The organism is Actinosynnema sp. NPDC037264 (genome assembly GCF_055603705.1).
The window spans coordinates 292,951-318,870 of record NZ_JBVJVK010000003.1 but is presented as its reverse complement, the minus strand read 5'-3'; the positions used below and the strand labels follow the sequence as shown (position 1 = coordinate 318,870).

At 73.3% G+C, this 25,920-nt stretch carries 17 protein-coding genes; 8 read left to right on the top strand and 9 right to left on the bottom strand.

All coding sequences use genetic code 11. The features are described from left to right. The first annotated feature begins 16 nt into the window (after window positions 1-16). A complete protein-coding gene (locus ACZ7GX_RS05965; RefSeq protein ID WP_498773336.1) occupies window positions 17-1,516 on the top strand; it encodes a hypothetical protein in 1,500 nt (499 codons plus the stop codon). Between the two features lie 19 nt (window positions 1,517-1,535). Here the strand turns inward: ACZ7GX_RS05965 and ACZ7GX_RS05960 are convergent, their stop codons facing one another. After that, window positions 1,536-2,897, bottom strand: coding sequence for a hypothetical protein (locus ACZ7GX_RS05960; RefSeq protein ID WP_498773334.1), 1,362 nt, complete (start codon window positions 2,895-2,897; stop codon window positions 1,536-1,538). Next, window positions 2,897-3,748 carry a WXG100 family type VII secretion target gene (locus ACZ7GX_RS05955; protein WP_498773332.1) on the bottom strand — a complete coding sequence of 284 codons (852 nt, stop codon included), beginning with the start codon at window positions 3,746-3,748 and terminating at the stop codon, window positions 2,897-2,899. The genes ACZ7GX_RS05960 and ACZ7GX_RS05955 overlap by 1 nt, the downstream gene beginning before the upstream one ends. Window positions 3,749-3,913: 165 nt before the next feature. On the opposite strand from ACZ7GX_RS05955, the gene ACZ7GX_RS05950 reads away from it, so the two are divergent. Then, window positions 3,914-4,807, top strand: a complete 894-nt coding sequence (locus tag ACZ7GX_RS05950; RefSeq protein ID WP_498773330.1) for a class I SAM-dependent methyltransferase — start codon at window positions 3,914-3,916, stop codon at window positions 4,805-4,807. Here ACZ7GX_RS05950 and ACZ7GX_RS05945 read toward each other — a convergent pair. Further along, window positions 4,749-5,147 (bottom strand): DUF4267 domain-containing protein, encoded by a 399-nt coding sequence (locus ACZ7GX_RS05945; RefSeq protein ID WP_498773328.1) that lies wholly within the window; start codon window positions 5,145-5,147, stop codon window positions 4,749-4,751. The two genes, ACZ7GX_RS05950 and ACZ7GX_RS05945, sit on opposite strands and share 59 nt — an antisense overlap. A 90-nt stretch (window positions 5,148-5,237) precedes the next feature. Here ACZ7GX_RS05945 and ACZ7GX_RS05940 point away from each other — a divergent pair, with 90 nt between their 5' ends. Next, window positions 5,238-5,807, top strand: coding sequence for a TetR/AcrR family transcriptional regulator (locus ACZ7GX_RS05940; RefSeq protein WP_498773327.1), 570 nt, complete (start codon window positions 5,238-5,240; stop codon window positions 5,805-5,807). Here the strand turns inward: ACZ7GX_RS05940 and ACZ7GX_RS05935 are convergent. Further along, entirely contained in the window at window positions 5,804-6,211 is a 408-nt protein-coding gene (locus ACZ7GX_RS05935) for a PPOX class F420-dependent oxidoreductase (RefSeq protein WP_498773325.1), read from the bottom strand. The genes ACZ7GX_RS05940 and ACZ7GX_RS05935 overlap by 4 nt on opposite strands. Before the next feature lie 133 nt (window positions 6,212-6,344). Here ACZ7GX_RS05935 and ACZ7GX_RS05930 point away from each other — a divergent pair, with 133 nt between their 5' ends. From ACZ7GX_RS05930 to ACZ7GX_RS05920, 3 genes are all read left to right on the top strand, one after another. Then, a complete protein-coding gene (locus ACZ7GX_RS05930) occupies window positions 6,345-7,100 on the top strand; it encodes an SDR family NAD(P)-dependent oxidoreductase (RefSeq protein ID WP_498773323.1) in 756 nt (251 codons plus the stop codon). Next, complete coding sequence (locus ACZ7GX_RS05925; RefSeq protein WP_498773322.1) at window positions 7,097-8,053, top strand: RNA polymerase sigma-70 factor; 957 nt, start codon at window positions 7,097-7,099, stop codon at window positions 8,051-8,053. Before ACZ7GX_RS05930 ends, ACZ7GX_RS05925 begins: the two co-directional genes overlap by 4 nt. Before the next feature lie 238 nt (window positions 8,054-8,291). Next, a complete protein-coding gene (locus tag ACZ7GX_RS05920; RefSeq protein WP_498773320.1) occupies window positions 8,292-8,900 on the top strand; it encodes a hypothetical protein in 609 nt (202 codons plus the stop codon). 24 nt (window positions 8,901-8,924) lie between these two features. Here the strand turns inward: ACZ7GX_RS05920 and ACZ7GX_RS05915 are convergent, their stop codons facing one another. The 3 genes from ACZ7GX_RS05915 to ACZ7GX_RS05905 are packed head-to-tail and all read right to left on the bottom strand — an operon-like array spanning window position 8,925 to window position 11,209. Beyond that, complete coding sequence (locus tag ACZ7GX_RS05915) at window positions 8,925-10,100, bottom strand: FAD-dependent oxidoreductase (protein WP_498773318.1); 1,176 nt, start codon at window positions 10,098-10,100, stop codon at window positions 8,925-8,927. Beyond that, window positions 10,097-10,678 carry a PadR family transcriptional regulator gene (locus ACZ7GX_RS05910; RefSeq protein ID WP_498773316.1) on the bottom strand — a complete coding sequence of 194 codons (582 nt, stop codon included), beginning with the start codon at window positions 10,676-10,678 and terminating at the stop codon, window positions 10,097-10,099. Before ACZ7GX_RS05910 ends, ACZ7GX_RS05915 begins: the two co-directional genes overlap by 4 nt. A gap of 51 nt (window positions 10,679-10,729) precedes the next feature. Beyond that, window positions 10,730-11,209 (bottom strand): GNAT family N-acetyltransferase, encoded by a 480-nt coding sequence (locus tag ACZ7GX_RS05905; RefSeq protein WP_498773314.1) that lies wholly within the window; start codon window positions 11,207-11,209, stop codon window positions 10,730-10,732. A 150-nt stretch (window positions 11,210-11,359) separates the two neighbouring features. On the opposite strand from ACZ7GX_RS05905, the gene ACZ7GX_RS05900 reads away from it, so the two are divergent. Then, entirely contained in the window at window positions 11,360-11,932 is a 573-nt protein-coding gene (locus ACZ7GX_RS05900; RefSeq protein ID WP_498773312.1) for a snapalysin family zinc-dependent metalloprotease, read from the top strand. An 89-nt stretch (window positions 11,933-12,021) separates the two neighbouring features. Then, a complete protein-coding gene (locus ACZ7GX_RS05895) occupies window positions 12,022-12,396 on the top strand; it encodes a DUF6191 domain-containing protein (RefSeq protein WP_498773310.1) in 375 nt (124 codons plus the stop codon). Between the two features lie 137 nt (window positions 12,397-12,533). Here the strand turns inward: ACZ7GX_RS05895 and ACZ7GX_RS05890 are convergent, their stop codons facing one another. Beyond that, on the bottom strand, window positions 12,534-12,728 hold the full coding sequence (locus tag ACZ7GX_RS05890; RefSeq protein ID WP_498773308.1) for an MbtH family protein: 195 nt from the start codon (window positions 12,726-12,728) through the stop codon (window positions 12,534-12,536). Further along, window positions 12,725-25,912: an amino acid adenylation domain-containing protein gene (locus tag ACZ7GX_RS05885; protein WP_498773306.1), complete on the bottom strand. Its 13,188-nt coding sequence runs from the start codon at window positions 25,910-25,912 to the stop codon at window positions 12,725-12,727. The genes ACZ7GX_RS05890 and ACZ7GX_RS05885 overlap by 4 nt, the downstream gene beginning before the upstream one ends. Window positions 25,913-25,920 lie beyond the last annotated feature (8 nt).

The window sequence follows — 25,920 nt, the reverse complement described above, 5'->3', positions numbered from 1 at the left end:
AGTCCGAGGAGGTCCGATGGCGGCACGGGACATGGATCGACGCGCGTTGCTGCGCCACGCCGGGGCGGCGGGTGCGGTCGGGGCGCTCTCGACGCTGTTCGGTAACGTGCCCGCGATGGGTCAGCCGGCGACGACTCCGTTCGACCTGCACTTCGCGGTGGCGCACAAGCACCGCCCGTTCGACCTGGTCGCGCCGCGGTTCGTGCAGTACGACAGCGCGATCACACCACCGGTCACCACGGCGGACACGCTGGTCGGCACCGGTGTCCGGCCCCGTGCGCCGTTCGGGTCGGTGCTGGTGGAGGTGCAGCGCGCCGAGGGCGTGGTGGTGGCGGGCCTGGCCGGCGGCGGCACGTCCGTGCTCGGCACGCTCGACGCGACCACCGGCAAGGCGACGATCGAGGTGACCACCGGCGGCGCGACGACCACGCTGAAGTCCGCCGACGTGCGCGTGACCGGCGCGTTCCGGTTCGCCGTCGTGGTCAACGAGAACGCGGTCACCGTCCTGGTCGACACCACCGGCACGGGCACCGGCTGGCAGCCCGTGCTGACCGAGCGGGACGGCGTGCGCGCGCTGGTCGACCTGCGGGTGCCCGCGGTGCTGGGCGGCCTGGACTACGCCTACGGCGGGCGCGGCGGCGACGTGCGGCTGGGCCGGGTGCGCGCGGGCTACTTCGGCCAGGCCGGCGTCCGCGACCCGCACGTGGTGCAGCACGCCGACGGCAGGCCGTTCATCCGCGACGGCAAGCTGTACCTGACCATGACCAACGCCGGGCTGGGCTTCTTCCAGCAGGCGCACTGGGCGGTGTGGACGATCGACCTGGCCGACCCGTCCCGCCTGGAGCAGGTCGCGATCCTGTTCTTCGAGCGCGACGGCGTGGTGCTGGGCGACCACGCCGGGCAGGTCGTGTACGACGACCGCACCGGCCGGTTCATCCTGCTCATGAGCTCGTGGGGCGACTTCGCGTTCCGGGGCGTGCACATCCGGCACGCCGCGACCACCGCGAACGTGCTGCGCGGCGTGCACGTGCTGCGCACCGAGCGGCTGCCGCTGCCGACCTCCGTCAGCTCGTGGGACCCGGCGCTGACCCGCGTGAACGACCGCTGGCACCTCGCGTTCGTGGAGAGCGAGGCGCAGCAGCCCGCGTTCGTCTTCCACCCGGCGCTCGCCGTCGCCGCCCCCGGCGCGGACTACACGCGGACGCGGCTGGTCGGCGCGGACACCGCCGTGGACCAGACCGAGGGCACGATCATCCAGCGGGTCGGCCGCGAGTGGTACCTCTTCGCCAGCGACGGCGACGCGCGCAACTACCCCGTGTACGACCTGGCGATGCGCAAGCTGGGCACGCTCGACGCGCCGTACGGCACGAACATCCCGCACCCGATGCTGCTGCCGGTCGGCCGCGAGTGGTGGCTGATCACGTTCGACGGCACGCAGTACGCCGAGCACGTGCTGGGGTACGGCGGTCACGGCGACCTGATCGTGATGCGCAGCCCGGCCCCCGGCCGCGGCTAGCCGGGGGCGGGCGCGCGCACTACCCCTGCAACTGCTTCTCCTTGGCGAAGAACTCCTTGATCAGGTTGTCGCGCACCCGTGCGCCGTCCGCGGCGTACGGGCCGCCGGGTCCGGTGAGCTGCTCGATCTGGTCGAGCAGGACCAGGTTCTGGTCCCGGTGGGCGGGGTTCGGGGTGAGCTGCTGCCCGTTGAGGGTCACCGGGTTGCCCTGGACGTAGTCGCGCAGGCCGTTCCAGTCGGTCGGGGGTTGGCCCGGCGGCGGCTGGTAGGCCAGTCGCGGCGGGTTGCCGTTGGCGTCGTGGTGGGCGTTCTCGTTGACCAGCACGTTCTGGTACTCCAGCAACGTGTTGTGCGAGTTGTGGTGGTTGAAGCCGTGCTCGTTCTGCCTGGCGTGCCCGACCTCGTGCACCAGCGTCGCGTTGTCGTTGTGCTGGTCGTCGAGCATGAGCAGGTTGCTGTCGCCGTTGTAGGCGCCGCCGCCCTGCATGTCGAGGGCGTCCTTGGCCGGGGTGCCGGCGAAGTCCGGGTCGGCCATGAGGTCCGGCGGGAAGCCCATCATCTCGCCGAGGGTCATCCCCTGCTGCTCGGGGGTGAGGCCGTGGCGGTTGCCCGGCGGCAGGTCCATGACCGGCGTGTCGAGGGTGTACGGGCGGCCGTCCGGCCGGTTGCCCGTGGGCACGACGACCGCGCCGACGTCGTTGTTCACGCCGAGCTGCTGCCGGATGTCGCCGATGCGGTCGCCGATCGGCCTGGGGTCCGGGTTCGGCATCGGCGTGGCGTTCGGCGGTGGCGACATCGGGCCGTCACCGGTCACCTCGGGAGGCGGCGGCACGGTGCCGTTGTCGCCGTCGGCGCGGTCGCCCTGACCGCCCGTGCCGCCGTCGGAACGCCCGCCCGACGAGCCGGGCGGTCCCTGGTAGACGTCGTTGTCCTGCCCGATGCTGTTCAGGTCGTCGGTGATGTCGCTGTCGGTCGTGCGCATCGTCTCGGCCGAGTCGCGGACCTTCTGGGCGGCGTTGGCGGCGGCGTCCGCGGCGGCCTTGGTCGTGTCCGCGCCCTGGCTGATCGTCGTGTTCAGCGGTGACGCGATCATGCTGCCGAACGCGCCGTACGCGTCGGCCGTGGCCTGGTGCGAGCCGAGGTTCTGGCTCGTCGTGGTGAGGCCGGCGCCCAGGTTGTCGAGGTTCTGCGCCTGCCAGTCCAGGTTGTCCAGGCTCATCGCGCTGCCGTTGTCGCTGATCTGGTAGAAGTCCGAGAACGGGTTGGGCGAGGGCGGCGGGCTGACCTCGTACCGGTCGCTGAACGGGTTGCTGGTCGTGCTGGTGGTGCTGTCCGGGCTGCCGGGCGGCGGCGTGGAGCCACCGCCTCCGTGGCGGGCCATCAGACGGCCGCCTTCGACTGGTCCGGCGCGCCGCTCTTGCCGTCGCCGTAGAAGTCGCCGTACCCGCCGCCCGCCTTGACCGACTCGTGCACGATGCCGCCCGCGTCGCCGAACCGCGAGAAGCCCTGCGCGATCGAGCCCATCGAACCGCCGAGCTTGCCCAGCCGCGCGGCCTGCCTGCCCAGCGCGGCGATCAGCTTGGCGATCCGGGCGCCGATCTGCACGGCCAGCGCGGTGGCCGCCCCGACCGCGTACCCGATGAACCCGACGATGGACGCGCCCAGGGTGAACACCGCGGCCGCCGCCGCGATCAACGCGCCCTTGACGAGCTGGGCGAGCAGGCCGGCGATCAGGTCGCGCACGATGTCGCGCAGGATGATGATCAGCGTGCCGGTCACCGCCGTGACGCGCGCCGTGCCGTCCACGACCTCGGCCAGCGAGTCCAGCTCGCCGCCGAGCCGGTCCATGCTCTGCCTGAACGCCTCGGCCGCCTTGCCCTCCCAGCCGGTGAACTGGTCCATCGCGGTCTTGTGCAGCTCGGCCTGGTCGCGGATCTGCTTGGCGTCGGCCTTCACCAGCTCGATGTGCGCCTGGATGGCGTCGCGGTCGCCCATCAGCATGTCCAGCGGCTCGCGCAGGAAGCTGACGTGCTCGATCAGCCACCCGATCCCGGCCGCGAGCAGCGTGCCGATCGGGTCGATCGCCAGCGCCACCGTCGAGGCGACCACGTCGATCGCGCCGAACGTGATGTCCAGCACGCGTTCGGTCTCGCTCTGCGCGTCACCCTCGATCGTCTTGACGAAGCTCGCGTAGCTCTCGAAGATCCCGGCTCCGGTCCACTGGTCGGTCATCGCCGGCCCTCCCCGGCCGCGTCGCCGCCGTGCCCTCGCGTTCCCACGGAAATCTCTCCCCCTGCTCGGATTCGTTCAGGTGACAGTGCAGCGCGACACGCCAACGACTGACCAACGTCCGGCCAACTCCCGGTGACGACCTGCGGCGTTTGGCATGCTCGGAGCGTGACGAACCACAGCGAGGAAGCTCTGCGGGCACTGGCGGGCGGCGACGTCGACGGCGCGAGGGAGGCGCTGCGCGGTGGGGGCACACCGCTGGCGGCGGCGTTGGCCGAGCACCTGGCGGCGGCGCGGACCGGCTCGGTGTACGACCAGCCCGCGGCGTTCGAGGCGTTCATCGACGGTGGCGGCAACGTGGGCCTGTACCGGGCGGTCACCGAGGCGTTGGCGCGGGTGTACGCGCGGGCGCGGCCGTCGAGCCTGCTGGACGTCGGCTGCGGTGACGGGCGGGCGCTGCGGCCCGTCCTGGCCTCGGAGCACGCGCCGGCCTCGGTGACGCTGGTCGAGCCGTCCGCGGCGCTGCTCGACGAGGCGGTGCGGGCGCTGGCCGGGTACGACGTCGACGCCCGGCGCACGAGGGTGGAGCCGTTCGCGGCGGCGTTGCCGGCGGACGCGGTGTTCGACGTGGCGCAGTCGACGTTCGCCCTGCACACGCTGCCGCACGAGGTGCGCGACGGCGTGCTGGCCGACCTGGTCGGGCACGTCGGGGTGCTCGCCGTGGTCGAGTTCGACGTGCCGGACCTGCCGCCCGCGAGCCCGGAGCACCTCAGGTTCCTGGCCGAGGCCTACGAACGCGGGCTGGCCGAGTACGAGGAGGACCGGGACCTGGTGGCGCAGGGGTTCCTGATGCCGGTGCTGACCGGCCAGCTGGTGCCGGGCGCGACCCGGGCCACCTGGGAGCAGCCCGCGGCGCGGTGGGCGGAGCAGGTCGAGCGGGCCGGGTTCACCGAGGTCCGGGTCACCCGGCTGCACGACTACTGGTGGTCCCCCGCGTTCCTGCTCACGGCCGCGGGGTCGCCCGCTTCCGGGTCTCCCACAGCAGCGACGCCGCCACGATGAGCACCAGCACGGCCGCCGAGCCGTGCACGGCCAGCGCGTAGGCCACCGTGCCGCCGTTGGTGAACACGGCGACGCAGTCTCCGATCGGGATGACCGCGTCGGCCAGCACCACCCAGCCGAGGGCGCGGCGGTGCCGGAACAGCAGCAGGATCAGCGCGGTGAGCGCGTAGGCGATGTCGCGGACGCCCTTGACCACGAAGTACCCCGGTTCCCGCGGCCAGGGGTCGATGCCGAACCCCGCCGCCGCGCTCTGCGGGTCGAGCAGGAAGCCGAGGCCGAAGTAGAGGCCGGCGAGGACGACGAGCGCGGCGAGGACCGTGTTGATCCGGTGGTGGGACATGTCCCGACTCCTGGTGCTAGCAGTGCTAGGTACAAGAGCGACACTAGCTCGCCGTGCGCTCGAATGTCTAGCGCTGCTAGCATCCGGGGTGTGTCCATCCAGGAGCGCCGTGAGCGCGAACGCGCCGAGCGCGGGCGGCTGATCGTCGACGCGGCCAGGGAGCTGGCCGAGGCCGAGGGGTGGGACGCGGTCACCACCCGTCGGCTGGCCGAGCGCGTCGAGTACAGCCAGCCGGTGCTCTACAGCCACTTCAAGGGCAAGGACGCGATCGTGCGCGCGGTGGCCGTGCAGGGTTTCGCCGACCTGACCGAGCGCCTGCGCGCCGCCCGCACGGCCCACCGCTCGCCCGCGCGTGCGCTACGCGCCCTGGCGATGGCCTACCTGGACTTCGCCGCCGAGCGGCCCGCGCTGTACGAGGCGATGTTCGTGCGCGAGGTCGACCTGTCGTTCGGCACCGCCGAGTCGCCGCCCGAGCTGCGGGCCGCGTTCGGCGAGTTCGTGGCCGCCGTCGGGCCCCTGGCCGGTGACGACGACGTGGAGACCAGGACCGAGGTGTTCTGGAGCGCGCTGCACGGCCAGGCCACCCTCGACCACGGTCGCCGCCTGCGCCCCGGCCACCGCCGGGCCCGCCTGGACCTGCTGCTGGGCCGCTTCTCCTAGTGCACGGTCTTCCGCGCCGCGTACCACTCGTCACCGACGGGCTCGCCCGCGAGGTTCCAGCTCCAGGACACGGTCGGCGTGATGCGCAGGTAGGTGCCGGGCCCGACCATGCCGACCCGGTCGAACGGCTGGGCCGCGTCGCCGTACACGCGGATGCCGCGAGCCACGAACGGTTCGAGTGACACCAGGTCGTCGACCACCAGCGCCACCTTGTGGTTCCCGGCGGCGACGTTGCGGAACTTCCGGGTGTCGCGCACGGTCGCGCCGCCGCCGACCCACAGGACCTCGCCGTCGAACTCGACGGCCACCGGCACCACGTCGGGCTGCCCGCCCGCGCCGAGGGTCGCCAACCGACCGAGCGGCTGCGACCGCAGGTACGCGATCTCCTCATCGGTGAAGGCCATACCGCAAGCTACCGACCTGCTGCGGGCACCGCACGCCGTCGCAGCCCCGGTGTTGCCCGGCCGGATGTCACAGGTGCCGGTGCTGTCTCGTCTCGGGTTGCGACAAGGATTCGACGCGGGACAGGAGCAGGTCATGGGCGAGCACGGGGTCGCGCTGGTCACCGGGGCGAACAAGGGGATCGGGCGCGGGGTCGCGGGGCGGCTCGCGGCGCTGGGCTTCACGGTCCTGGTCGGCGCGCGGGACCGGCGGCGCGGCGAGGAGGCCGCCGAGGCGTTGCGCGCGGCGGGTGGCGACGCGCACGCGGTCACGTTGGACGTCACCGACCAGGCCACCGTCGATGAGGTCGCGAGGCAGGTCGAGGAGCGCTTCGGCCGCCTCGACGTGCTGGTCAACAACGCGGGCATCACCGGTTCCGGGCAGGTCTCGCCCGCGGACGCGCACGACCAGGTGCCGAGCACCGTCGACCTGGACATGGTCCGGGCGGTGTTCGAGACCAACGTCTTCGGGGTGATCGCGGTGACCAACGCCGTGCTGCCGCTGCTGCGGCGCTCACCCGCGCCGCGCGTGGTGAACGTCAGCAGCCACGCCGCGTCCCTGACCCTCACCAGCGACCCCGCCGGCCCGTTCGCCGCGCTGCTGCCGTCGGCGGCGTACTCGCCGTCCAAGTCCGCGTTGAACGCGCTGACCGTGCAGTACGCCAACGAGCTGCGAAAGGACGGCGTGCTCGTCAACGCGGTCGCGCCCGGCTACGTCGACACCGACAGCAACAACCACACCGGGTTCCTCACCGTCGAGCAGGGCGCCTCGGTCGTGGTGCAGCTGGCCACGCTCGGCGCGGACGGACCGACCGGTGGGTTCTTCGGCGCGGAAGGCCCGGTGTCCTGGTGACCCGTGACGAGGAGTTCGAGCAGCTGCGGCCGCTGCTGTTCTCGATCGCCTACCGGATCCTGGGCAGCGTCGCCGAGGCCGAGGACGCGGTCCAGGAGACCTGGTTGCGCCACGACGCCTCCCCGACCCGACCGGCGTCGACCAAGGCGTTCCTCGCCGCGGTGGTCACCCGGATCTCGATCGACGTGCTGCGCTCGGCCCGCGTCCGGCGCGAGCGGTACGTCGGGCCGTGGTTCCCCGAACCGCTGCTCACCGACCCGTACCAGGACCCGGAGCGGTCGGCGGAGCTGGCGGACTCGCTGTCCATGGCGGCGCTGCTCCTGCTGGAGCGGCTCTCCCCGCTCGAACGGGCGGTGTTCGTGCTGCGGGAGGTGTTCGGGTTCGGCTTCCCCGAGGTCGCGGCGGCGGTGGGTCGGTCGGAGGCGGCGTGCCGCCAGCTCGCGGTGCGGGCGCGCCGGCACATGGACGCGGGCCGGCCCCGGTTCGAGGCCGACCGGCGGGAGCGCGAGGAACTCGCCGGGCGGTTCTTCGACGCCTTCCGGGAAGGGGACGTGGACGGCGTGCGCGAGCTGCTCGCCGCCGACGTGCACCTGGTCGGCGACGCCGGCGGCAAGGCGCCGCAGTGGGCCGGGCGGTTCGTCGGCGCGGAGAAGGTGGCCCGGGTGCTCACCGCGCTCGTGCCGCCGTTCGTCCGGATCGGCGGTGTGGTCGAGCCGCGGCAGGTCAACGGCGAGCCGGGCGCGGTGTTCCGCGACCGGGACGGCAAGGTGGTCAACACCTGGGCGCTCGACATCCTCGACGGCCGGGTCCGGACGATCCGCACGGTGATCAACCCCGACAAGCTCGGGCACGTCGGCCCGGTGGCGGACGCGTGGGCGGTGCTCCGCGAGACGACGGCGGCCGGTGTCGGGTGTTCGCCGGACACCGGCGGAACCGCTGGTCCCCTAACGTGACGATCAGCTGTCGCACCGGCGCGCGGGCACCCGCCGCCAAGACGACGGACTCCCCGATCGACACCCACCCCGGAGGACGCGCGCCGTGACCACCCCATCGACACCCGGTCGTCGGCGACGGCCGGGCAAGGGCTTCGTGGCGGTCCTCGCCACCGGTCTCCTGCTCGCCGCGTGCGGAGGTGGCGGCGGCAACGGGGGCACGCCTCCGGCTCCTCCGACCGCTCCCAGCGTCCGGTCGATGGAAGAGGTGAAGGCGGGCACCATCGAGGGCTGGGACGCCTGCGAGATGTTCGCCGACCACGTGCGCGAGCTCGCCGAGTTCCTCGACCACCAGAAGTTCGCCGACGACCTGCTCAGCACGAACGGCACGAACACGGCCGGGGTCAAGCTCTGCGAGGGGCGTGCCCTCTTCTACGACGACCCCAGGCACGCGAGCAGCGACGCCGAGGGGAGGATCTCCATCGGGTTCGGCAACGCCAACATGGAGGGCCACCTCTACCACGAAGAGAAGTACAAGACGCCGACCGGGCGCTACGACCTGAAGTTGCAGCTCATGCGCGACGTCTACGCGAAATCGGGCGGCAACGCGGCCGAGCGCACCGCGGACGGTCCGTGGGACAAGGCGACCGTCCTGCTGGGGGACACCGGCACCGGCACGACTCTCAGCGCCTTCATCGTGGACACCAAGCGCGACTTCATGCTCGAGCTGACCTTCAGCGGCCTGGACATGAAGTACCACGGGGACAAGCTGACGTGGGACTGGGACAAGGCCGCGAAGCACTTCCGCGAGGTCACGGCGGTGAACGCCTACCAGGCGATGGCCGATCGCTACGACAAGACGCACTGAGACCGGAAGGGCTCGCCTCAGGCACTAGGCGTGGCTGAGGGTGTCGTCCCACTCGATCCGGTGGTCGAACTGCCAGGTGAACTTCGCCGGGTCGACGAACTTGAACGCCAGCGGCATCAGGGCGTCCCGAAGCAGGCGGCCGACGGGACCGGCGGCCTTGTCGCGGTTGGTCCGCGCGGCCTGGGCGATGATCCGCTCCACCCGGCCGCGGCGCAGCGCCTCGTAGGCCCGGAACGCCTCGTCGTACGGGAGGTCGCGCAGGCAGCGGGCCAGTTGCACGGCGCTCTCGAACGCCAGCGAGGCGCCCTGGCCCGAGCTCGGCGACGTGGCGTGCGCGGCGTCGCCGACCAGGACCAGCCTGCCGCGGCTCCACTTCGGCACGCTCGGCACGTCCTCCAACGCGCCCGTCACGACCAGGTCGGCCGGGTCGGTGGCGGCGATCATCCGCGCGGCGGGCGTGCGGTCGGCGGCGAAGGCCTCGCCCAGCACGGCCAGCCACCGCCGCGGGCTCGTGGCCCTGGCCTCGGCCGTGGTCAGCGGTGTCCGGCGGGGCAGGTTGGCGAACCAGCCGCCGGAGCCGTCGTCGTCGACCTGGTAGCCGAAGAACGCGCGCTTGCCCGACACGAGCCGCATCGCGCCGCCGGAGGACGGCTCACCGGTCCGCGCCAGCCGCGCGCCGAAGCCGAGCAGGCCGGTGTGCCGCGGGCCCGGCGCGCCCGGGTCGATGACCCGCCGCACGGTCGACCGGATGCCGTCCGCGCCGACCAGCAGGTCGGCGTCCACCTCGGAGCCGTCGGCGAAGCGCGCCGTGACGTGCGTGCCGCGGTCGACGGCGTCGACGAGGTCCCGGCCGTGCTCGATGGCGATCCCGCGCCGGACCGTCTCGTCGCGCAGCACGCGGTAGAGGTCGTAGCGCCACACCAACAGCTGCGGCGGCTCGCTGCCGAACCGGCCGAGCGTCTTGCCCGTCCAGCTCTGCAACTCCATCGCGGTGATCGGCGTGCCGATCTCGCGCACCGCGTCGGCCAGGCCCACCACCTCCAGGGCCTGCAAGCCGTTGGGCGCGATGCTGAGCGCGCCGCCCGAGCCGTCGGCCGTCCGGTCGTACCGCTCGTGGACGGTCGCCTCGATCCCGGCCTTGCGCAGGGCCAGCGCGGCCACGGGCCCGCCGATGCCGCCGCCGATGACGGTCGCTCTCATCGTTCCTCCTCGTGGAAGCCCGCCCACAGCGGGCGCCAGTCGTCGATGCGCTCCAGGAAGTGCCGGACGAACGCCACCTCGGCGTTCAGCAGCGCGATGCGGTACTCCTCCTCGACCAGGAAGAGCGGGTGCGCGTCGGCGCCGGCCAGGATCGCCTCGGCCTCGTCCAGCTGCCGGCGCAGCCCGTCCAGCCGGTCGCGCAGGAGGACGACGACCTCGTCCGGGTGCAGGGCCGCGATCATGGACAGGGCCGCGACGAACCGCGGGTGCTCGTGCACCGGTTCGGCGACGAGCTCGCGCATCCAGTCCTTCAGCTCGGCGCGGCCGGCGTCGGTCAACGCGTAGACCGTGCGCTCCGGCCGCTGCCCCTCGCGGGACGTCCCGTGCTCCACGATGAACCCGGCCTTCGCGAGCTGCCCGAACACCATGTAGAGCGAGCCGTGGGTGAACTTGATGCTGCGATCGTCACCGTGCGCCCGCATGAGCCGGCTCAGCTCGTAGGGGTGCAGGGGCTCGCGGACGAGATAGCCGAGCACCGCCAACCCGAGCAGGTTGCCGACCTTCCGCTTGGACTTCACCGCCACCTCCTAGTCAACTCTGACTATGCATGAGCAACTAGTCAGCGTCAACTATTCCTGCCGGCGTTCCATGCACACCAGGCCGGGCCGGTCGTCCCACGAGCCGACCCGGGTGAAGCCGAGGCGTTCGTAGAGGCCGATGGCGCCCTGCCGCCAGTGCCACACGGACAAGCGCACCGAGGCCGCACCGATGTCGGCGGCGTGTCCGAGCACCGCGCCGACCAGCGCCTTCGCCGCCCCCTTGCCCCGACGGGCCGGGTCCACCCACAGCCGCTTGACCTCCAGCGAGCCGCCGGTCGAAGGGGACGCCACCACGCAGCCCACCGCGTTCCCGCCGGTCTCGGCCACCCACACGGTGTCGGCGGCGAACGCGGCCCGCGGGTCGAGCACCTCGGCCCGGTAGCGCGGCGGCAGGTCGCCGACGGCGGACACCGCGACGCCCTTCTCGGCCTCGGTCCGCAGGTGGTAGGCGAGCAGGAGGGGCGCGAGCGCCTGGTCACGCCACTGGGAAACGGTGGTCTCGGCTGTCATGGCCGCAGCTTCACACGGCGGACGCACCCGACCACAGCCGAACAACCCTACGTATGGGGCTGGTGACAACCCGCTACGCACTGGTTCGTTGGGTAGCGGGAGCCTCCCCTGTCACACGGCTCCCCTTCCCTGTACCCCAAGGAGACCACCATGCTCGTACGAAAGGCCGTCGGCGTCCTCGCCGGCGTGCTGGGCCTGCTGCTGCCGCTGGTCGCGGTGGCGGCGCCCGCCGCGTCGGCGGAGCCGCAGGCCCTGGTGCGCACCCTGTACTACGACGTGAGCCAGGCCCAGGAGTTCACCGCGGACTGGGATCTCGCCGCGACGAACTGGAACAACTCGGTGTCCAACGTCAGGCTGGCCCGCCGGACCTCCACCTCCGGCGTCAACATCCGCATCCTCGCGGACAACGGCTGGCCGCGGGCCTACGTGTCGTCGCTCGGCAACGGCACCGTCTACATGGGACGCCAGGCCGTCCAGCAGGGCTACTACCGGCCGCGGATCTCGACGCACGAGATCGGGCACATCCTCGGCCTGCCGGACCGGCGGACCGGCCTGTGCGCCGACCTGATGTCCGGCTCCAGCGCGCCGGTGTCGTGCCGCAACGACCTGCCGAACGCCGCCGAGCGCGCCGAGGTCGACCGCCGGTTCGCCGGCTCGTTCGCCCCGGCCGACGTGCGTGCGGCGGGCTACACGGGCAGCAGCACGGAGTGCTTCGTGTACTGACCCGCGCGCCTCGTGGGGTGGCTTCGCGCCACCCCACGAGGCACCCGGAACCGCGACGCTCCCCCGCCCGTTCGGGTGGTGTGGACGCGGTGGAGACGGTGTTGGCGTGGAGCATCCCCGGCGGGACGTTGTCGGTGGTCGGGATCGCGGTCTACGAACTGCTGCGCCAACGCCGCCGCAAGCGCGCCGGCACACCGCTGGCCACGACGACCGTCAACGAGATCACGGCGATGTTCTACGGCTCCAAGCGGATGGAACTCGACCACCGCGACTCCGTGGCCGTGATGCGCGAGGAAGACGCCCAGGGCGCACCACCGCTCGCGGTCGACCTCGACCACGGCGTGGTGAGGCTGTCCCCGCACCACTCGACCTCGCCGCTACCCCGATCCGACGTCGACCGTGACCGGCGTCGTGGGAGGGCGCAGGACGCGGCGCAGGAAGACGAGCACGACCGTCTGTCCTGAGAGCAGGACGCACACGGCGAACCACGTGATCGCGGTGGATGTTTCCGGGCGCGCCGCGCGGAACCTCGCCCGGTGGAGCGAGGTGTTCCGCGAGGACGCCCGTCAGTTGCCGCGCAGCCTGTCGGAGCAGCAGGAGATCAGCGGAGGGACAGCGGGCGCAGGTCGGTCCAGTGCTCCTCCACGTACGCCACGCAGGCGTCGCGCGTGTCGGGGCCGAAGCGCGTGGTCCAGCCGGCGGGGACGTCGGCGAACGACGGCCACAGCGAGTGCTGGCCCTCGTCGTTGACCAGGACGTGGAAACGGCCTTCGGGGTCTTCGAACGGGTTGGTCACGGCTCGATCCTCCGGTCGGGGTCGGTCGTCGCGCGGTGCAGGTGGTGCAGCACCGCGTCGACCAGGTGTTGGGCGGTGGTCGGGGTGTACAGGTCGGTCGCGTAGACGAGGTAGCACGGCACCGGGCCGTCGTCCCGCGGTTCGTAGAAGCTGACGGTCAGCTCGGCGGGTGTGGCGCCGGTCGGCACGGCTTCGAGCGAGCCCGTGCCGCCCTCCAGGGTCGACAGGACCGCCTTCTCGTGGTGGATGATCATCACCTGCGGTTCCGCGGGCACCGGCACGTCCGCGTGGTCGAACGCGGCCAGGTCGGTGGCGCGGACGCGGGCCAGCAGCTCGGTGTAGCTCGGGCGGCCGGCGGTGTCGGTGCGCAGCACGATCCGGTTGGCGAAGCAGCCGACCAGGTCGGCCAGCGCCTCCTCGGTCCGCCCGGCGACCATCGTGCCGATCGGGAGGTCCGTGCCGTACGGCGTGAGCGCGGCGGCCACGGCGGCCTGCACCACCATGAACATGCTGGTGCCGGTCCGGGTGGCCAGTCGGTCGACGGCCGCGTGCAGCGACGCGGGCAGCGAGAACGGGACCACCGCGGCGGGGTGGCGGCCGGGCCGCCGGTCACCGGAGCGGGGCAGGGCCAGGTCGGGCAGGTCGCGCAGCGCGTCGCGCCAGAACGCGTGCTGCTTCTCCCCCACCGCCGCCACGACCTCCGCCGACCACAGCGCGTAGTCGGCGTAGGTCACGGGCAGGTCGGTCCACTGTGGAGCTTCGCCGCGCCGGCGTGCCGCGTAGGCCCGCTGGAGGTCCCGGAACAGCGGCACCACCGACCACTCGTCCACCGCGAGGTAGCTCATGGTCAGCAGCAACGCCTGCGCGCCGGACGCGTCCACGACCAGCCGGGCCCGCACGGGCGGGCGGCCGGGATCCACGGGCCCGGCGGCGAACGCGGGCAGCGCCTCGTCCAGCGCCACCACCGGCTCGACCTCCAGCGGCGGCACCGCGACGGCGCGCTGCACGTCACCGTCCAGCACCGTGCGCAGCGGCTCGTGCCGCTCGACCACGTCCGCGTAGGCGGCGACGAGCGCCGGCACGTCGAACGGCGTCGAGGCCTTCAACGCCAGCGCGTGGTCCCAGGAGACCGGACCCCGCTGCACCGGGGCCGTCGGCAGGTCCACCGGCCGGTCGAAGCGGCGCAGCCGCGGCCGGGCCGACGTGGCGCCGGTCAGCCGCCCGGCCAGCCCGGCGACGGTGGGCGAGTCGAACACGTCGCGCAACGCGATGTCGACCCCGAACACCGACCGGATCTTGCCGACCAGCCGCATGGACGCCATCGAGTGGCCGCCGAGGGTGAAGAAGTTGTCGTGGACACCCGGCGACACACCGAGGATCTCGGCGAACAGCTCCGCGATCGCCTTCTGCTCCGGCGTGACCGGCCGGTCGTCGCCGGTCAGCGCGGACCAGTCGGGTCGCGGCAGCGCGCGGCGGTCGAGCTTGCCGTTGGGCGTCAACGGCAGCGGGCCGTCCAGGAAGATCACCGTGGCCGGGACCATGTACTCGGGCAGCCGTTCGGCGACGAGCGCGCGCAGGTCGTCCTCCGTCGAGCCGACCACGTACCCGACGAGCCGGGTCACGTCACCCGTGCGGTCGGCGACGACGGCCGCCTGCGCCACGGCCGGGTGCCTGGTCAGGGCGGCTTCGATCTCGCCGAGCTCGATCCGGAAGCCGCGGATCTTGACCTGGGTGTCGACGCGGCCGAGGAAGTCCAGGTTGCCGTCCGCACGCCAGCGCGCGCGGTCGCCGGTGCGGTACATGCGGGCTCCCGGCGGGCCGAACGGCGAGGCGACGAACCGCGACGCCGTCAGCGCGGCCTGGCCGATGTACCCGCGGGCCAGGCCGCGACCGGACACGTACAGCTCGCCGACCACGCCGGGCGGCACCGGCCGCAGCCGGTCGTCCAGCACGTACACGGTGGTGTTGGGGTCGGGGACGCCGATCGGCACGGCCGAGTCCCACTCCGGCACGGCCCTCCACAGCGTGGAGTTGACCGTGGCCTCGGTGAGGCCGTACGCGGCGAGCAGGTTCAGCCGCCCGGCCCAGCGGCCGATCACGTCCGGCGGCACGGTCTCGGTGCCGACCAGGATGGTGGAGCCCTCGGGCAGCTCGCAGTCGGCGGGCAGCGCGGACACCAGCGACGGCGGCAGGATCATGTGCGTGATCCGCCGGTCGCGCAGGAAGTCGGTCAGCTCCGGGCCCGCCACGCGCACCTCGTCCGGCGCGAACACCAGCCGTCCGCCCACGCAGAGCGCCATGGTCAGCTCGAACACCGCCACGTCGAAGCCGACCGAGGCGAACTGCAGCACCCGGCTCTCGGCGGTGAGCCCCATCCGGTCGATGGCGGTCGCGGCGAGGCTGGAGATGCCCTCGTGCGGCACCACCACGCCCTTGGGCCGACCGGTCGAGCCGGACGTGTAGATCACGTACATCGCCGAGTCGAGCCCGAGCGGCCCGTCCCCCACCGCGGTCGCGTCCAGCGCGGCCAGCTCCTCGACCACGTCCGGGGCATCCAGCAGCACGGCGGGCGCCGGCACCGGGGCGTCGGACGTGGTCACGACGACCGAGGCCGCCGAGTCCTCGATCAGGTACGCGATCCGGTCGGCCGGGTGCGAGAGGTCGAGCGGGAGGTAGGCCGCGCCGAGCTTCAGCACCGCCAGCACGGTGGCGACCATGTCCGCCGACTTGGGCACCGCGATGCCGACCACGGACTCGCGGCCGACCCCGCGTGCCGCGAGCAGGCGGGCGATCCGGTTGGACCGGGCGTCCAGCCAGGCGTAGTCGACCGAGCGGTGGCGGTCGACCACGGCGACCGCGTCCGGCTTCTCGGCGACGCACCGGGCGAACATCGTCGTGAACGCCTCCTCCGGCACCGCCCTGGCGGTCCGGTTGAACTCGTCGACCACGCGCCGGCGCTCGTCGGGCGCGAGCAGGTCCACCGCGCTCACCGGCGCGGACGGCGCGGCCAGCACGGCGTCGACCAGCGTGGTCAGCCGCGCGCCGAGCCGTTCGACGGTCACCCGGTCGAACAGGTCGGTCGCGTACTCCAGCCGGCACACCACCGGGCCGTCGACCACCTCGGTGAAGCTGAACACCAGGTCGAACTTCGCGGTCGTGGTCTCGTGGCCGACCCACGTCACCGGCAGGCCGTCGAACGAGCCCGCGTCGCCGCCGCGGCTGTGGTAGCCGACCATCACCTGGAACAGCGGGTTGCGCGCCGCCGAACGGGTCGGGTTCAGCCGGTCGACCACGGCCTCGAACGGCACGTCCTGGTGCGAGAACGCCGCCAGCGACGTCTCCTTCACCCGCCCGACGAGCTCGGCGAAGCCCGGGTCGCCGGACAGGTCGGCCCGCAGCACGAGCGTGTTGACGAAGAAGCCGACCAGGTCGTCCAGCGCCTCGTCGGTGCGGCCCGCGATCGGCGCGCCCAACGGGATGTCCTCGCCCGCGCCCAACCTGCTCAGCAGGGCGGCGACGGCGGCCTGCAGCACCATGAACATCGACGCGCCGGACGTCTGCGCGAACGCCCGCAGCCGATCGGCCGCGGCCTGCTCGAACACCACTTCCAGGTCCGAGCCGCGGAACGTGGGGCGTCCCGGCCGCGGCCGGTCCACCGGGAGCTCCAGCTCCTCCGGCGCGCCGGCCAGCGCCCGCGCCCAGAAGTCCAGCTGCTGCTCGCCGACGACGTCCAGCACGTCCCGCTGCCACACGGTGTAGTCCGCGTACTGCACGGGCAGCGGCTCCCACCCGGGAGCCTCACCGGCCCGCCGCGCCCGGTACGCCGTCGCGAGGTCGCGCAGGAACGGCCGGTCGGACCACTCGTCGGTGGTGATGTGGTGCAGCAGGATGACGATCAGGTGCTCGTCGTGCGCCAACGACGCGATCGTCACCCGCAGCGGCAGCTCGGTGCGCAGGTCGAACGGTCGCTCGACCTCGGCGCGCACGATGTCCGGCACGTCCTCGCGGGACGCCTCCCGGACCGCTACGACCGGCGTGGCGTCGGTCAGCACCCGTTGGAACGGCGTGCCCTCGTGCTCGCCGAACACCGTCCGCAGCGCCTCGTGCCGGTCGACCACGTCGCCGACGGCGGCGGTGAACGCGGCCACGTCCAGCGCGCCGTGCAGCGTGAACACCAGCGGGAAGTTGTAAGCGGCGGACGTGCCCTCCATCTGCTGGATCAGCCACAACCGCTGCTGCGCCGACGACAGCGGCAGCTCGGCGGGCCGCTCGACCGGCGCCAGCGGCGGCCGAACCGACCCACCACCGGCCCGCAGGGCCAGTTCCGCGACCGTGGGCGCGTCGAACAGGTCGCGGATCGCCAGGTCCACGCCCAGCGCCGAGCGCGCCCGGCTGACCAACCGGGTGGCGAGCAGCGAGTGGCCGCCGAGGTCGAAGAAGTTGTCGTCCACGCCGACCGACGGCACCCCGAGCACGTCGGCGAACAAGCCGCACAGCACTTCCTCTTCACGGGTGGCGGCGGCACGCGACGAGGCCGCGCCAGCGACCACCGGCTTCGGCAGGGCGCGCACGTCGAGCTTGCCGTTCACGGTGAGCGGCAGCGCGTCCACCGGCATGATCGCGGCGGGCACCATGTAGTCGGGCAGGCCGCGCTTCAGGTTCTCCCGCAGCGCCGCGGGATCGGTGTCGGCGACCACGTACCCGACGAGGCGCTTCACCCCGCCCGGACCCGCGTCCACGACGACCGCCGCGTGCGTCACGCCCGGCTGGGCGGCCAGGGCCGACTCGACCTCGCCGAGCTCGACCCGGTAGCCGCGGATCTTGACCTGGTCGTCGGTGCGGCCGAGGAAGTCCAGGTTGCCGTCGGCCCGCGCGCGCACCAGGTCACCCGTGCGGTACATGCGGGTCCCGGGCGGCCCGTACGGGTCGGCGACGAACCGCTCGGCGGTCAGGCCGAACCGGTCGTGGTAGCCGCGGGCCAGGCCGACACCCGCGATGTAGAGCTCGCCGGGCGAGCCGGGCGGCACCGGCCGCAGGCGCGCGTCCAGCACGTAGGCCCTGGTGTTCCAGATCGCCTTGCCGACGGTCGCCGTCTCGCTGTCCTCGGTGGACGCGCCGAGCGTGTTGATCGTGTACTCGGTGGGCCCGTACAGGTTGTAGCCGTACGTGCCGGGCGTCTCGCGCAGCCGCTGCCACACCGATTCCGGCACGGCCTCGCCGCCGAGCAGCACCAGCGCGGGCACGTGGCCCTCCAGCAGGCCCTCCTCGATCAGCAGCTGGGCGTAGGTCGGGGTCACGTTGACCACGTCGACCAGGTGCTCGTCGCAGTACGCCACCAGGGCCGCCGCGTCCCGGCGCAGCTCCTCGTCGCACACGTGCACCTCGTGGCCCTCGACCAGCCACAGCAGCTCTTCCCACGACATGTCGAACGCGAACGACACGGTGTGCGCGATGCGCAGCCGCCGACCGCCGGCCGCCGCGATGGCGGGCGCGAAGATCGCCTGCTGGTGGTTGAGCTGCATGTTCGTCAGGCCGCGGTACGGCGTGACGACACCCTTCGGCCGGCCGGTGGAGCCGGAGGTGTAGATCACGTACGCCGGGTGGTCCAGCGAGAACGTGGGCCACTCGACGTCCCGCGGGCCCTCCGGCAGGTCGTCGAGGCACAGCGCGTCCGGCACCAGCCCGACCGCCGTGGTCGAGAGCACGCACAGCGGCGCGGTGTCCTCGATCATCAGCAGCAGCCGGTCGGCCGGGTGGTCGAGGTCCAGCGGCAGGTAGGCGGCCCCGGTGCGGAGCACCGCGAACAACGCCACCACCATCTCGATCGTGCGCGGCAATGCCAGCGCGACCACCCGCTCCGGCCCCGCGCCCCGGCTGATCAGCAGCCGGGCCAGGGCGTCGATCCGGTCCTGCAGTTCGGCGTAGGTCAGCCGCTGGTCGCCGAACACGAGCGCGGTCGCGTCCGGGGTCTTGCGGGCCTGGGCGACGAGCAGGTCGGCGATGGTCTCGGACACCATGGGGTTGGCGCTGCCGTCCCACTCGGCCTCCAGCGCGCGCCGTTCGCGGTCGGGCAGCACGTCGAGCGCGCCGAGCAGCGCGTCCGGCGACTCGACCAGCCGGCGCAGCACGGTGGTGTACCGGGCGAGCAGGGCCTCGGCGGCGTCGGCGGTGAAGACGTCCGGCCGGGACGCCAGCGTGACGCGGGTGCGCGCGCCGGGCGTGATGATGAGCGTCAGCGGGAAGTGCGTTCCATCCACATTGGACACTTCGAGCACGCCGTGCCGGGCCGCGAACCCGTCCTGGCGGTCGTCGCCGTCTCCGGTGCGCAGCACGAACAGCGTGTCGAACAGCTGCCGGTGGCCCGCCTCCTGCTGGATCTCGCCGAGGCCGACGTGCTCGTAGGACATGAGCGCGGTCCGCTCGGCCTGGACGCGCCGCAGCAGCTCCAGCACGGTCTCGCGCGGGTCGATCGCGATGCGGGTGGGGATGGTGTTGAGGAACATGCCGATGACGTGCTCGACGCCGTCGACCTCGACCGGGCGGCCCGCGACGGCGGTGCCGAACACCACGTCGTCGCGGCCGACCTGGCTCGCCAGCACCATCGCCCACGCGGCGTTGAACACGGCGTTCGCGGTCAGGCCGTGCCGCCGGGCCTGCGCCCGGATGCGCTCGGTCAGCTCCTCGGTCAGCTCCTGGTGGAACTCGGCCGGGATGACCGGCTCGCGCGACCGGTCGACGGGCGCGACCAGGGTCGGCTCGCGCAGGCCGGACAGCGCGGTGCGCCACGCCCGCAGGGCCGCGTCGTGGTCCTGCCGGGCCAGCCAGGCCAGGTAGTCGCGGTAGCTGCCGGGCGGCGGGAGCTCGGCGTCGACGTCGCGGTACAGCTCCAGCAGCTGCTCCAGGAACAGCCACGCCGACCAGCCGTCCCACAGGATCAGGTGGTGCGTGATGACGAGCCGGTCGCGGCCGTCGGGCAGCCGCAGCACCAGGAACCGGCACAGCGGCGGCGCGGCCAGGTCGAACCGCTCGCGCCGGTCGGCGGCCAGCAGGTCCGGCACGTCGGCGTCCTCGGCCTCGACCACGCGCACCGGGATCTCCAGGCCGGGCGCGATGAACTGCACGGGTGACGGCACGCCGTCGCTGGTGAACCCGGCGCGCAGGCTCGGGTTGCGGTCCAGCAGCGCGGCGCCCGCGCGGCGCAGGCGTTCGACGTCCAGCCGGCCGGCGAAGTCCATCGTCTCCTGGGAGAGGTAGACGTCGAGCGCGCCGGTGTCGTAGCTGGCGTGGAAGTACAGGCCTTCCTGCAACGGCGAGAGCGGCCAGACGTCCTCCGCCTCGGGCAGGGCGGCGCGCTGCTCGTCGGTCAGCACGAGCAGCGGCGCGTCGTCGGCGGTGTCCGCGGTGGTCTCGACAGCGGCCAGCGCGGCGACCGTGCGGTGCTCGAACACGTCGCGCGGGCTGATCTCGACGCCCAGCCTCCGGGCCCGGCTGGACACCGCGATGGACGTGATGCTGTCGCCGCCCAGCACGAAGAAGTCGTCGTCCACGCCGAGGTCGGCCAGGCCGAGCACGTCGGCGAACACCTCGCACAGCAGGCGTTCGCGGTCGTTGCGCGGCGCACGGCGTTCGGCCTTGGCGAGGGTGGGCGAGGGCAGCGCGTTCTGGTCGAGCTTGCCGCTGGGGGTGAGCGGGAGGTCGGGCAGCGCCACGATCGCGTGCGGCGCCATCGCGGCGGGCAGGGCGTCGGCGACGCCGGCCCGCACCGCGTCGAGGTCGACGTCGGCCGGTGTCACGTAGGCGAGGAGCTGGTTGTCCCGGGCGATGACCGCGGCCCGCCGGACGCCGGGCTGCCTGACCAGCGCGGACTCGACCTCGCCCAGCTCGATCCGGTTGCCGCGCACCTTGACCTGGCGGTCCGTGCGGCCGAGGTAGACGAGCACGCCGTCCGGGCGGCGCACCACCAGGTCGCCCGTGCGGTACATGCGGTCGCCGGGCGCGCCGAACGGGTCGGCGACGAACCGCTCGGCGGTGAGCGCGAACCGGCCGTGGTAGCCGAGGGCGAGCTGGACGCCCGCCAGGTACAGCTCACCCGGCACGCCGGCGGGGACGGGCCGCAGGAACGGGTCGAGCACGTGCAGCCGCGTGTTCCAGACCGGGCGGCCGATCGGCACGGCCGGATCCGGTGCGGCGTCGTACTCGAAGTAGGTGACGTCGACGGCGGCTTCGGTGGGGCCGTAGAGGTTGTGCAGCGGCACGGCGGTGAGCGCGAGCCACCGGGCGGCCACGTCGCCGGTCAACGCCTCGCCGCTGCTGAACGCGCGGCGCAGGCTCGCCGACCACGCCGCGTCCTCGTGCACCTCGGGGACGCCGAGGAACGCGGCCAGCATCGACGGCACGAAGTGCAGCGTGGTGATCCGCTCGCGGCGGATCAGGTCGGCGAGGTAGGCGGGGTCGCGGTGACCGTCCGGCTTGGCGAGCACGACGGCCGCGCCCTCGCACAGGGCCCAGAAGAACTCCCACACCGAGACGTCGAAGCTGGAGGGCGTCTTCTGCAGCACGCGGTCGTCGGCGGTGAGGCCGTACTCGTGCTGCATCCAGGCCAGCCGGTTCACGATCGCGCGGTGCGTGACGACGACGCCCTTGGGCCGCCCGGTCGAGCCGGAGGTGTAGATCAGGTACGCGGGCTGGTCCGGGTGCGGCGCGGGGAGGTCGACCTCGGGCGCTTCGGCGTCGACGCAGTCCTCGGGCCGAACGACGGTGGTCGCGCCGGAGTCGGCCAGCATGAACTCGACGCGCTCGGCCGGGTAGTCGAGGTCGAGGGGCAGGTACGCGGCGCCGGCCTTGAGCACGCCCAGCAGCGCCACCAGCAGCTCGGCGGACCTCGGCACGGCCACGCCGACGACGCGGTGGCCGCGCAGCCTGCGGGCCAGCGCGGTGGAGCGCCGGTCGAGTTCGGCGTAGGTGAGGGTGACGTCGTCGTAGACGACCGCGACGGCGTCCGGGGTGCGGGCGCTCTGGTCGGCGATCCGGCTGACGAGCGTGCCTTCCGGCACGTCGACGGCGGTCGCGTTGAGCCGCGCCAGCCACTCGGCTTCGGCGTCGGAGACGAGGTCGAAGCTCGCCACCGGCCGGTCGGGGGTGGTGGCGAACGCGGACAGCAGCCGGACCAGCCGCTGGGCGAGGGCGGCCGCCTCGGCGTCGGGGAGGCGGTGCTTGAGGCGCAGTTCGATGCGGTCGCCGGGCAGGGCGATCAGGGCCAGCGGGTAGTGCACCTGGTCGCGGATCTCGACGTCGTCGACCAGGTCGGGGAAGTTCTCGACCACGACGAGGGTGTCGAACAGCTCGCCGTGCCCGGTGACGCGCTGGATCTCGGCGAGGCCGAGGTGCTGGTGGTCCAGCAGCCGCGCCTGCTCGCTCTGCAGGTGCTGGAAGGTGGTCGCCAGGCTGTCCGCGCCCCGCCAGCGCTGGCGGACGGGGACGGTGTTGATGAACAGGCCGACCGCGTTCTCGATGCCGGGCACCTCGGCCGGCCGCCCGGCCACGGTGGTGCCGTAGACGACGTCCGACCGTCCGGTGAGGCCGCCGAGCAGCAGGCCCCACGCGCCGTGCAGGACCGTGCTCAGGGTGAGGCCGCGCCGCCGCGCCTGGCCCGACAACGCCGCGCTCAGCTCGGCGGGGAGCCGCACGCGGTGCTGCCCGTGGCGCGGCGAGACCGTGCCGACCACCTTCGTCGGTTCGTCCACATCGGACAGTGCCGCGCGCCAGGCCTCGTGCGCCGCGTCGCGGTCGCGGCTCGCCAGCCACGCGAAGTAGCGCCGGTGGTCGACCGGCTCCAGCCGGCCGCCGACCAGCTCACGCCGCAGCAGCCCGACCGACCACCCGTCCAGCAGGATGTGGTGCAGCGTCAGCACCAGCCGGTCGCCGTGCCGGGCCGCGCGCATCAACGGCGGCCGGGACAGGTCGAAGGGCTCCGCCCGTTCCGCGGCCAGCACGGCCTCGACGTCGTCGGTGGCCGGGTACTCGCGCCACGGCAGCGTCGACGCCTCCGCGATCACCTGCTCCACGCGCCCGCGGTCGGTCTGGCGGAAACCCGCCCGCAGCAACGGGTGCCGGTCCAGCAGCCCCTGCACGGCGTCCCGGTCGACGTCCAGGCTCAGCACTTCCTGCACCACGTACGAGTCGTCGGCGTCGTACCGCGCGTGGAAGAAGAAGCCCTCCTGCAACGGCGACGCCGGCAGCACGTCCGAGGAGAACCCGTCCAGCGAGACCTCGTCGGCCCCGGCCACCCGCGCGACCCGCGCCAACCCGGCCACGGTCCGGTGCTCGAACACCTCGCGCGGGGTGAACTCCAGGCCCGCGTCACGCGCCCGCGACACCAACTGCATCGTGACGATGCTGTCGCCGCCCAGCTCGAAGAAGTTGTCGTGGATCCCGGGCGTCAGCCCCAGCACCGCCTCGACCAGCTCCACCAACGTCCGCTCGACCGGGTTCGTGGCCGGCGCGTCACCGGCCAGGGCGGTCCAGTCCGGCTCCGGCAGCGCCGCGCGGTCCAGCTTGCCGTTCGGGGTCAGCGGCAGCGGCCCGGCCATCGGCACCACGACCGACGGCACCATGTACTCCGGCAACGCCGAGGAGACGTGCTCGCGCGCGTCCGCCGGCGACGCCGTGCCGACCACGTACGCGACCAGCCGCTTCACCCGCCGGTGGTCCTCCCGCACCAGCACGGCGGCCTGCGCGATCTCCGGGTGCGCCATGAGGACGCTCTCGACCTCGCCCGGCTCGATCCGGAAACCCCGGATCTTCACCTGGCCGTCGGACCGGCCCAGGAAGTCGAGGTTCCCGTCGGCGCGCCACTTCGCCCGGTCGCCCGTCCGGTACATGCGGGAACCGGGTCCGGCGAAGGGATCGGCGACGAACCGGGACGCGGTCAGCGCCGCCTGTCCCCGGTACCCCCGCGCGAGCCCGCGCCCGCCGACGTACAGCTCGCCCTCGACGCCCACCGGCACCGGCCGCAGCGCCGAGTCGAGGACGTAGCAGCGGGTGTTCGGGTCCGGCACGCCGATCGGCACGGGCCCGGTCCAGTCGGGCTGGGCGGCCCACAGCGTGGAGTTCACCGTGGCCTCGGTCAGGCCGTACGCGGCGACGACGCGCAACCGCCGCGCCCACCGGGCGATCAGCTCGGTCGGCACGGTCTCCGTGCCGACGACCAGCACCGCGCCCTCGGGCAGCTCGCACTCCGGCGGCAGCGCGGCGACCAGCGACGGCGGCAGGATCATGTGCGTGGCCTCGTGCGCGGCGATGTAGGAGGTCAACTCCCGACCCGCGACCCGCCGGTGCGACGGCACGACGACCGCGCGCCCGCCGACGCCGAGCGACATGCACAGGTCCCACACGGCCACGTCGAACCCGACGGACGCGAACTGCACGACCCGGCTGTCCGGCGTGATGCCGATCCGGTCCAGCGCGGTCGCGATGAGGCTGCCGATGCCCTCGTGCGTCACCACGACGCCCTTGGGCCGCCCGGTCGAGCCGGACGTGTAGATCACGTACGCGGCCTGGTCCAGCGCGATGGGAAGGCCCAGGTCGGAGCCGTCCGCGGGCAGGTCGAACCGGGTCTCCGGCGTGATGACGAGCCGGGCGCCCGCGTCGGCGACCATGTAGTCGACCCGGTCGCGCGGGTGGTCGAGGTCCAGCGGCAGGTACGCCGCGCCCGCCTTCATCACCGCGAGCAGCGTGACGACCAGGTCGACCGACCGGGGCAGGGCCACGCCCACGACGTCCTCGGCCCGCGCCCCCGAGGCGACGAGCGCGCGGGCGAGCCGGTTCGCGGCGGCGTTCAGCTCGGCGTAGGTCAGCGACACGTCCTCGCACACCACCGCCACGGCGTCCGGGCGCAGCTCGGCCTGGCGTTCGACCGCGCCGGGCCACGTCACCTCGTCCACCTCGCGCGGCGACGTGCCGAAGTCCAGCAGCCGCGAGCGTTCCGCGTCGTCCACCAGGTCGATCGACGCCACGGGCCGGTCCGGGTCGGCGTCGAGCACGCGCAGGAAGCGGCGCTGGTGGTCGGCCAGCTCCTGCGGCGTGCACATGGCGGCGTTCGCCTCGAACGTGACGACCAGCCTGCCGTCGGCGCGTTGCAGGAACGAGGTGGTCAGGTCGTTGACGGGGCCCAGCGACAGCGTGTGGAACGCCGGGTCGAGGTCGGCGAAGCCCATCTCCCGGCCGAAGCCCAGGTAGTTGACCGTCGGCCCGACCAGCTCCGGGATGCCGTCGCGCAGGCCGAGCTCGCGGGCCAGGTCCTCGCCGCGGTAGGCGCTGCGCGGGACGACCTCGCGGATCTCGCGGTCGACGTCGGCGATCAGGCCGGTGATGGTGCTGTCCGGCCGCACGGTGACGCGCAGCGGCAGCACGGTGGACGCCATGCCGGGCGTGACCCGGCTGACCGCGTCGCGCCGACCGGTCACCGGCATGGCCAGCACCAGGTCCGACGCGCCGGTCACGCGGTGGGTGTAGGCGGCGACGGCGGCGATGACCTGCCGCGAGGTCAACGGGTCCGGCAGCTCGACGGTGCGGCGGACGACCTCGCGCACCTGCCCGGCGGCCCGCGGCACGAGCCGCACCGGCTCGGGGTGGTCGGCCATCTTCGCGTGCCAGAACGCCCGGTCCTCCTCGCGGGCCGCCGAGTCGCGGTAGGCGAGGTCGGCGTCGACCAGCGCCTGGATCGGCTTGGGCCGCGGCTCCGCGGCGCCCTCGTACAGCTCGCCGGCGCGGCGGGTGATCAGCACGCAGCCGTAGGCGTCGACCGCGAGGTGGTGGTAGCGCTGGTACCAGAGCACGTGGTCGTCGGCGATGCGCAGCAGCGCGTGGTGGAACAGCGGTCCGGCGGTGATGTCCGTCAGCCGCGCCAGGTCGTCGTCCATCCACGCCCGCGCGTCGGCGAGCGAGTCGAACGACAGGAGCGTGACGCCGGTGGTCGGCGGCGTCGGCACCTGGCCGTCCTCGGTGAACCGCACGTGCAGCGCGCCGGTCTCCCCGATCACCTGCCGGACGGCCGCCTCCAGCCGGTCGTGGTCGACCGGTCCGCGCAGCTCCAGGTACCACGCCACGTTGTAGACGGGGTTGTCGGGCTCCAGCTGCTGTGCCAACCAGACACCGGTCTGCGCACCGGTCAAGGGCAGCGCCATGGTCACGA

Coding starts and splice junctions, on each gene's coding strand:
- ACZ7GX_RS05965 (WP_498773336.1), top strand. CDS start 17: ATGGCGGCACGGGACATGGATCGACGCGCGTTGCTGCGCCACGCCGGG.
- ACZ7GX_RS05960 (WP_498773334.1), bottom strand. CDS start 2,897: ATGGCCCGCCACGGAGGCGGTGGCTCCACGCCGCCGCCCGGCAGCCCG.
- ACZ7GX_RS05955 (WP_498773332.1), bottom strand. CDS start 3,748: ATGACCGACCAGTGGACCGGAGCCGGGATCTTCGAGAGCTACGCGAGC.
- ACZ7GX_RS05945 (WP_498773328.1), bottom strand. CDS start 5,147: ATGTCCCACCACCGGATCAACACGGTCCTCGCCGCGCTCGTCGTCCTC.
- ACZ7GX_RS05935 (WP_498773325.1), bottom strand. CDS start 6,211: ATGGCCTTCACCGATGAGGAGATCGCGTACCTGCGGTCGCAGCCGCTC.
- ACZ7GX_RS05930 (WP_498773323.1), top strand. CDS start 6,345: ATGGGCGAGCACGGGGTCGCGCTGGTCACCGGGGCGAACAAGGGGATC.
- ACZ7GX_RS05920 (WP_498773320.1), top strand. CDS start 8,292: ATGGAAGAGGTGAAGGCGGGCACCATCGAGGGCTGGGACGCCTGCGAG.
- ACZ7GX_RS05915 (WP_498773318.1), bottom strand. CDS start 10,100: ATGAGAGCGACCGTCATCGGCGGCGGCATCGGCGGGCCCGTGGCCGCG.
- ACZ7GX_RS05905 (WP_498773314.1), bottom strand. CDS start 11,209: ATGACAGCCGAGACCACCGTTTCCCAGTGGCGTGACCAGGCGCTCGCG.
- ACZ7GX_RS05900 (WP_498773312.1), top strand. CDS start 11,360: ATGCTCGTACGAAAGGCCGTCGGCGTCCTCGCCGGCGTGCTGGGCCTG.
- ACZ7GX_RS05885 (WP_498773306.1), bottom strand. CDS start 25,912: ATGGCGCTGCCCTTGACCGGTGCGCAGACCGGTGTCTGGTTGGCACAG.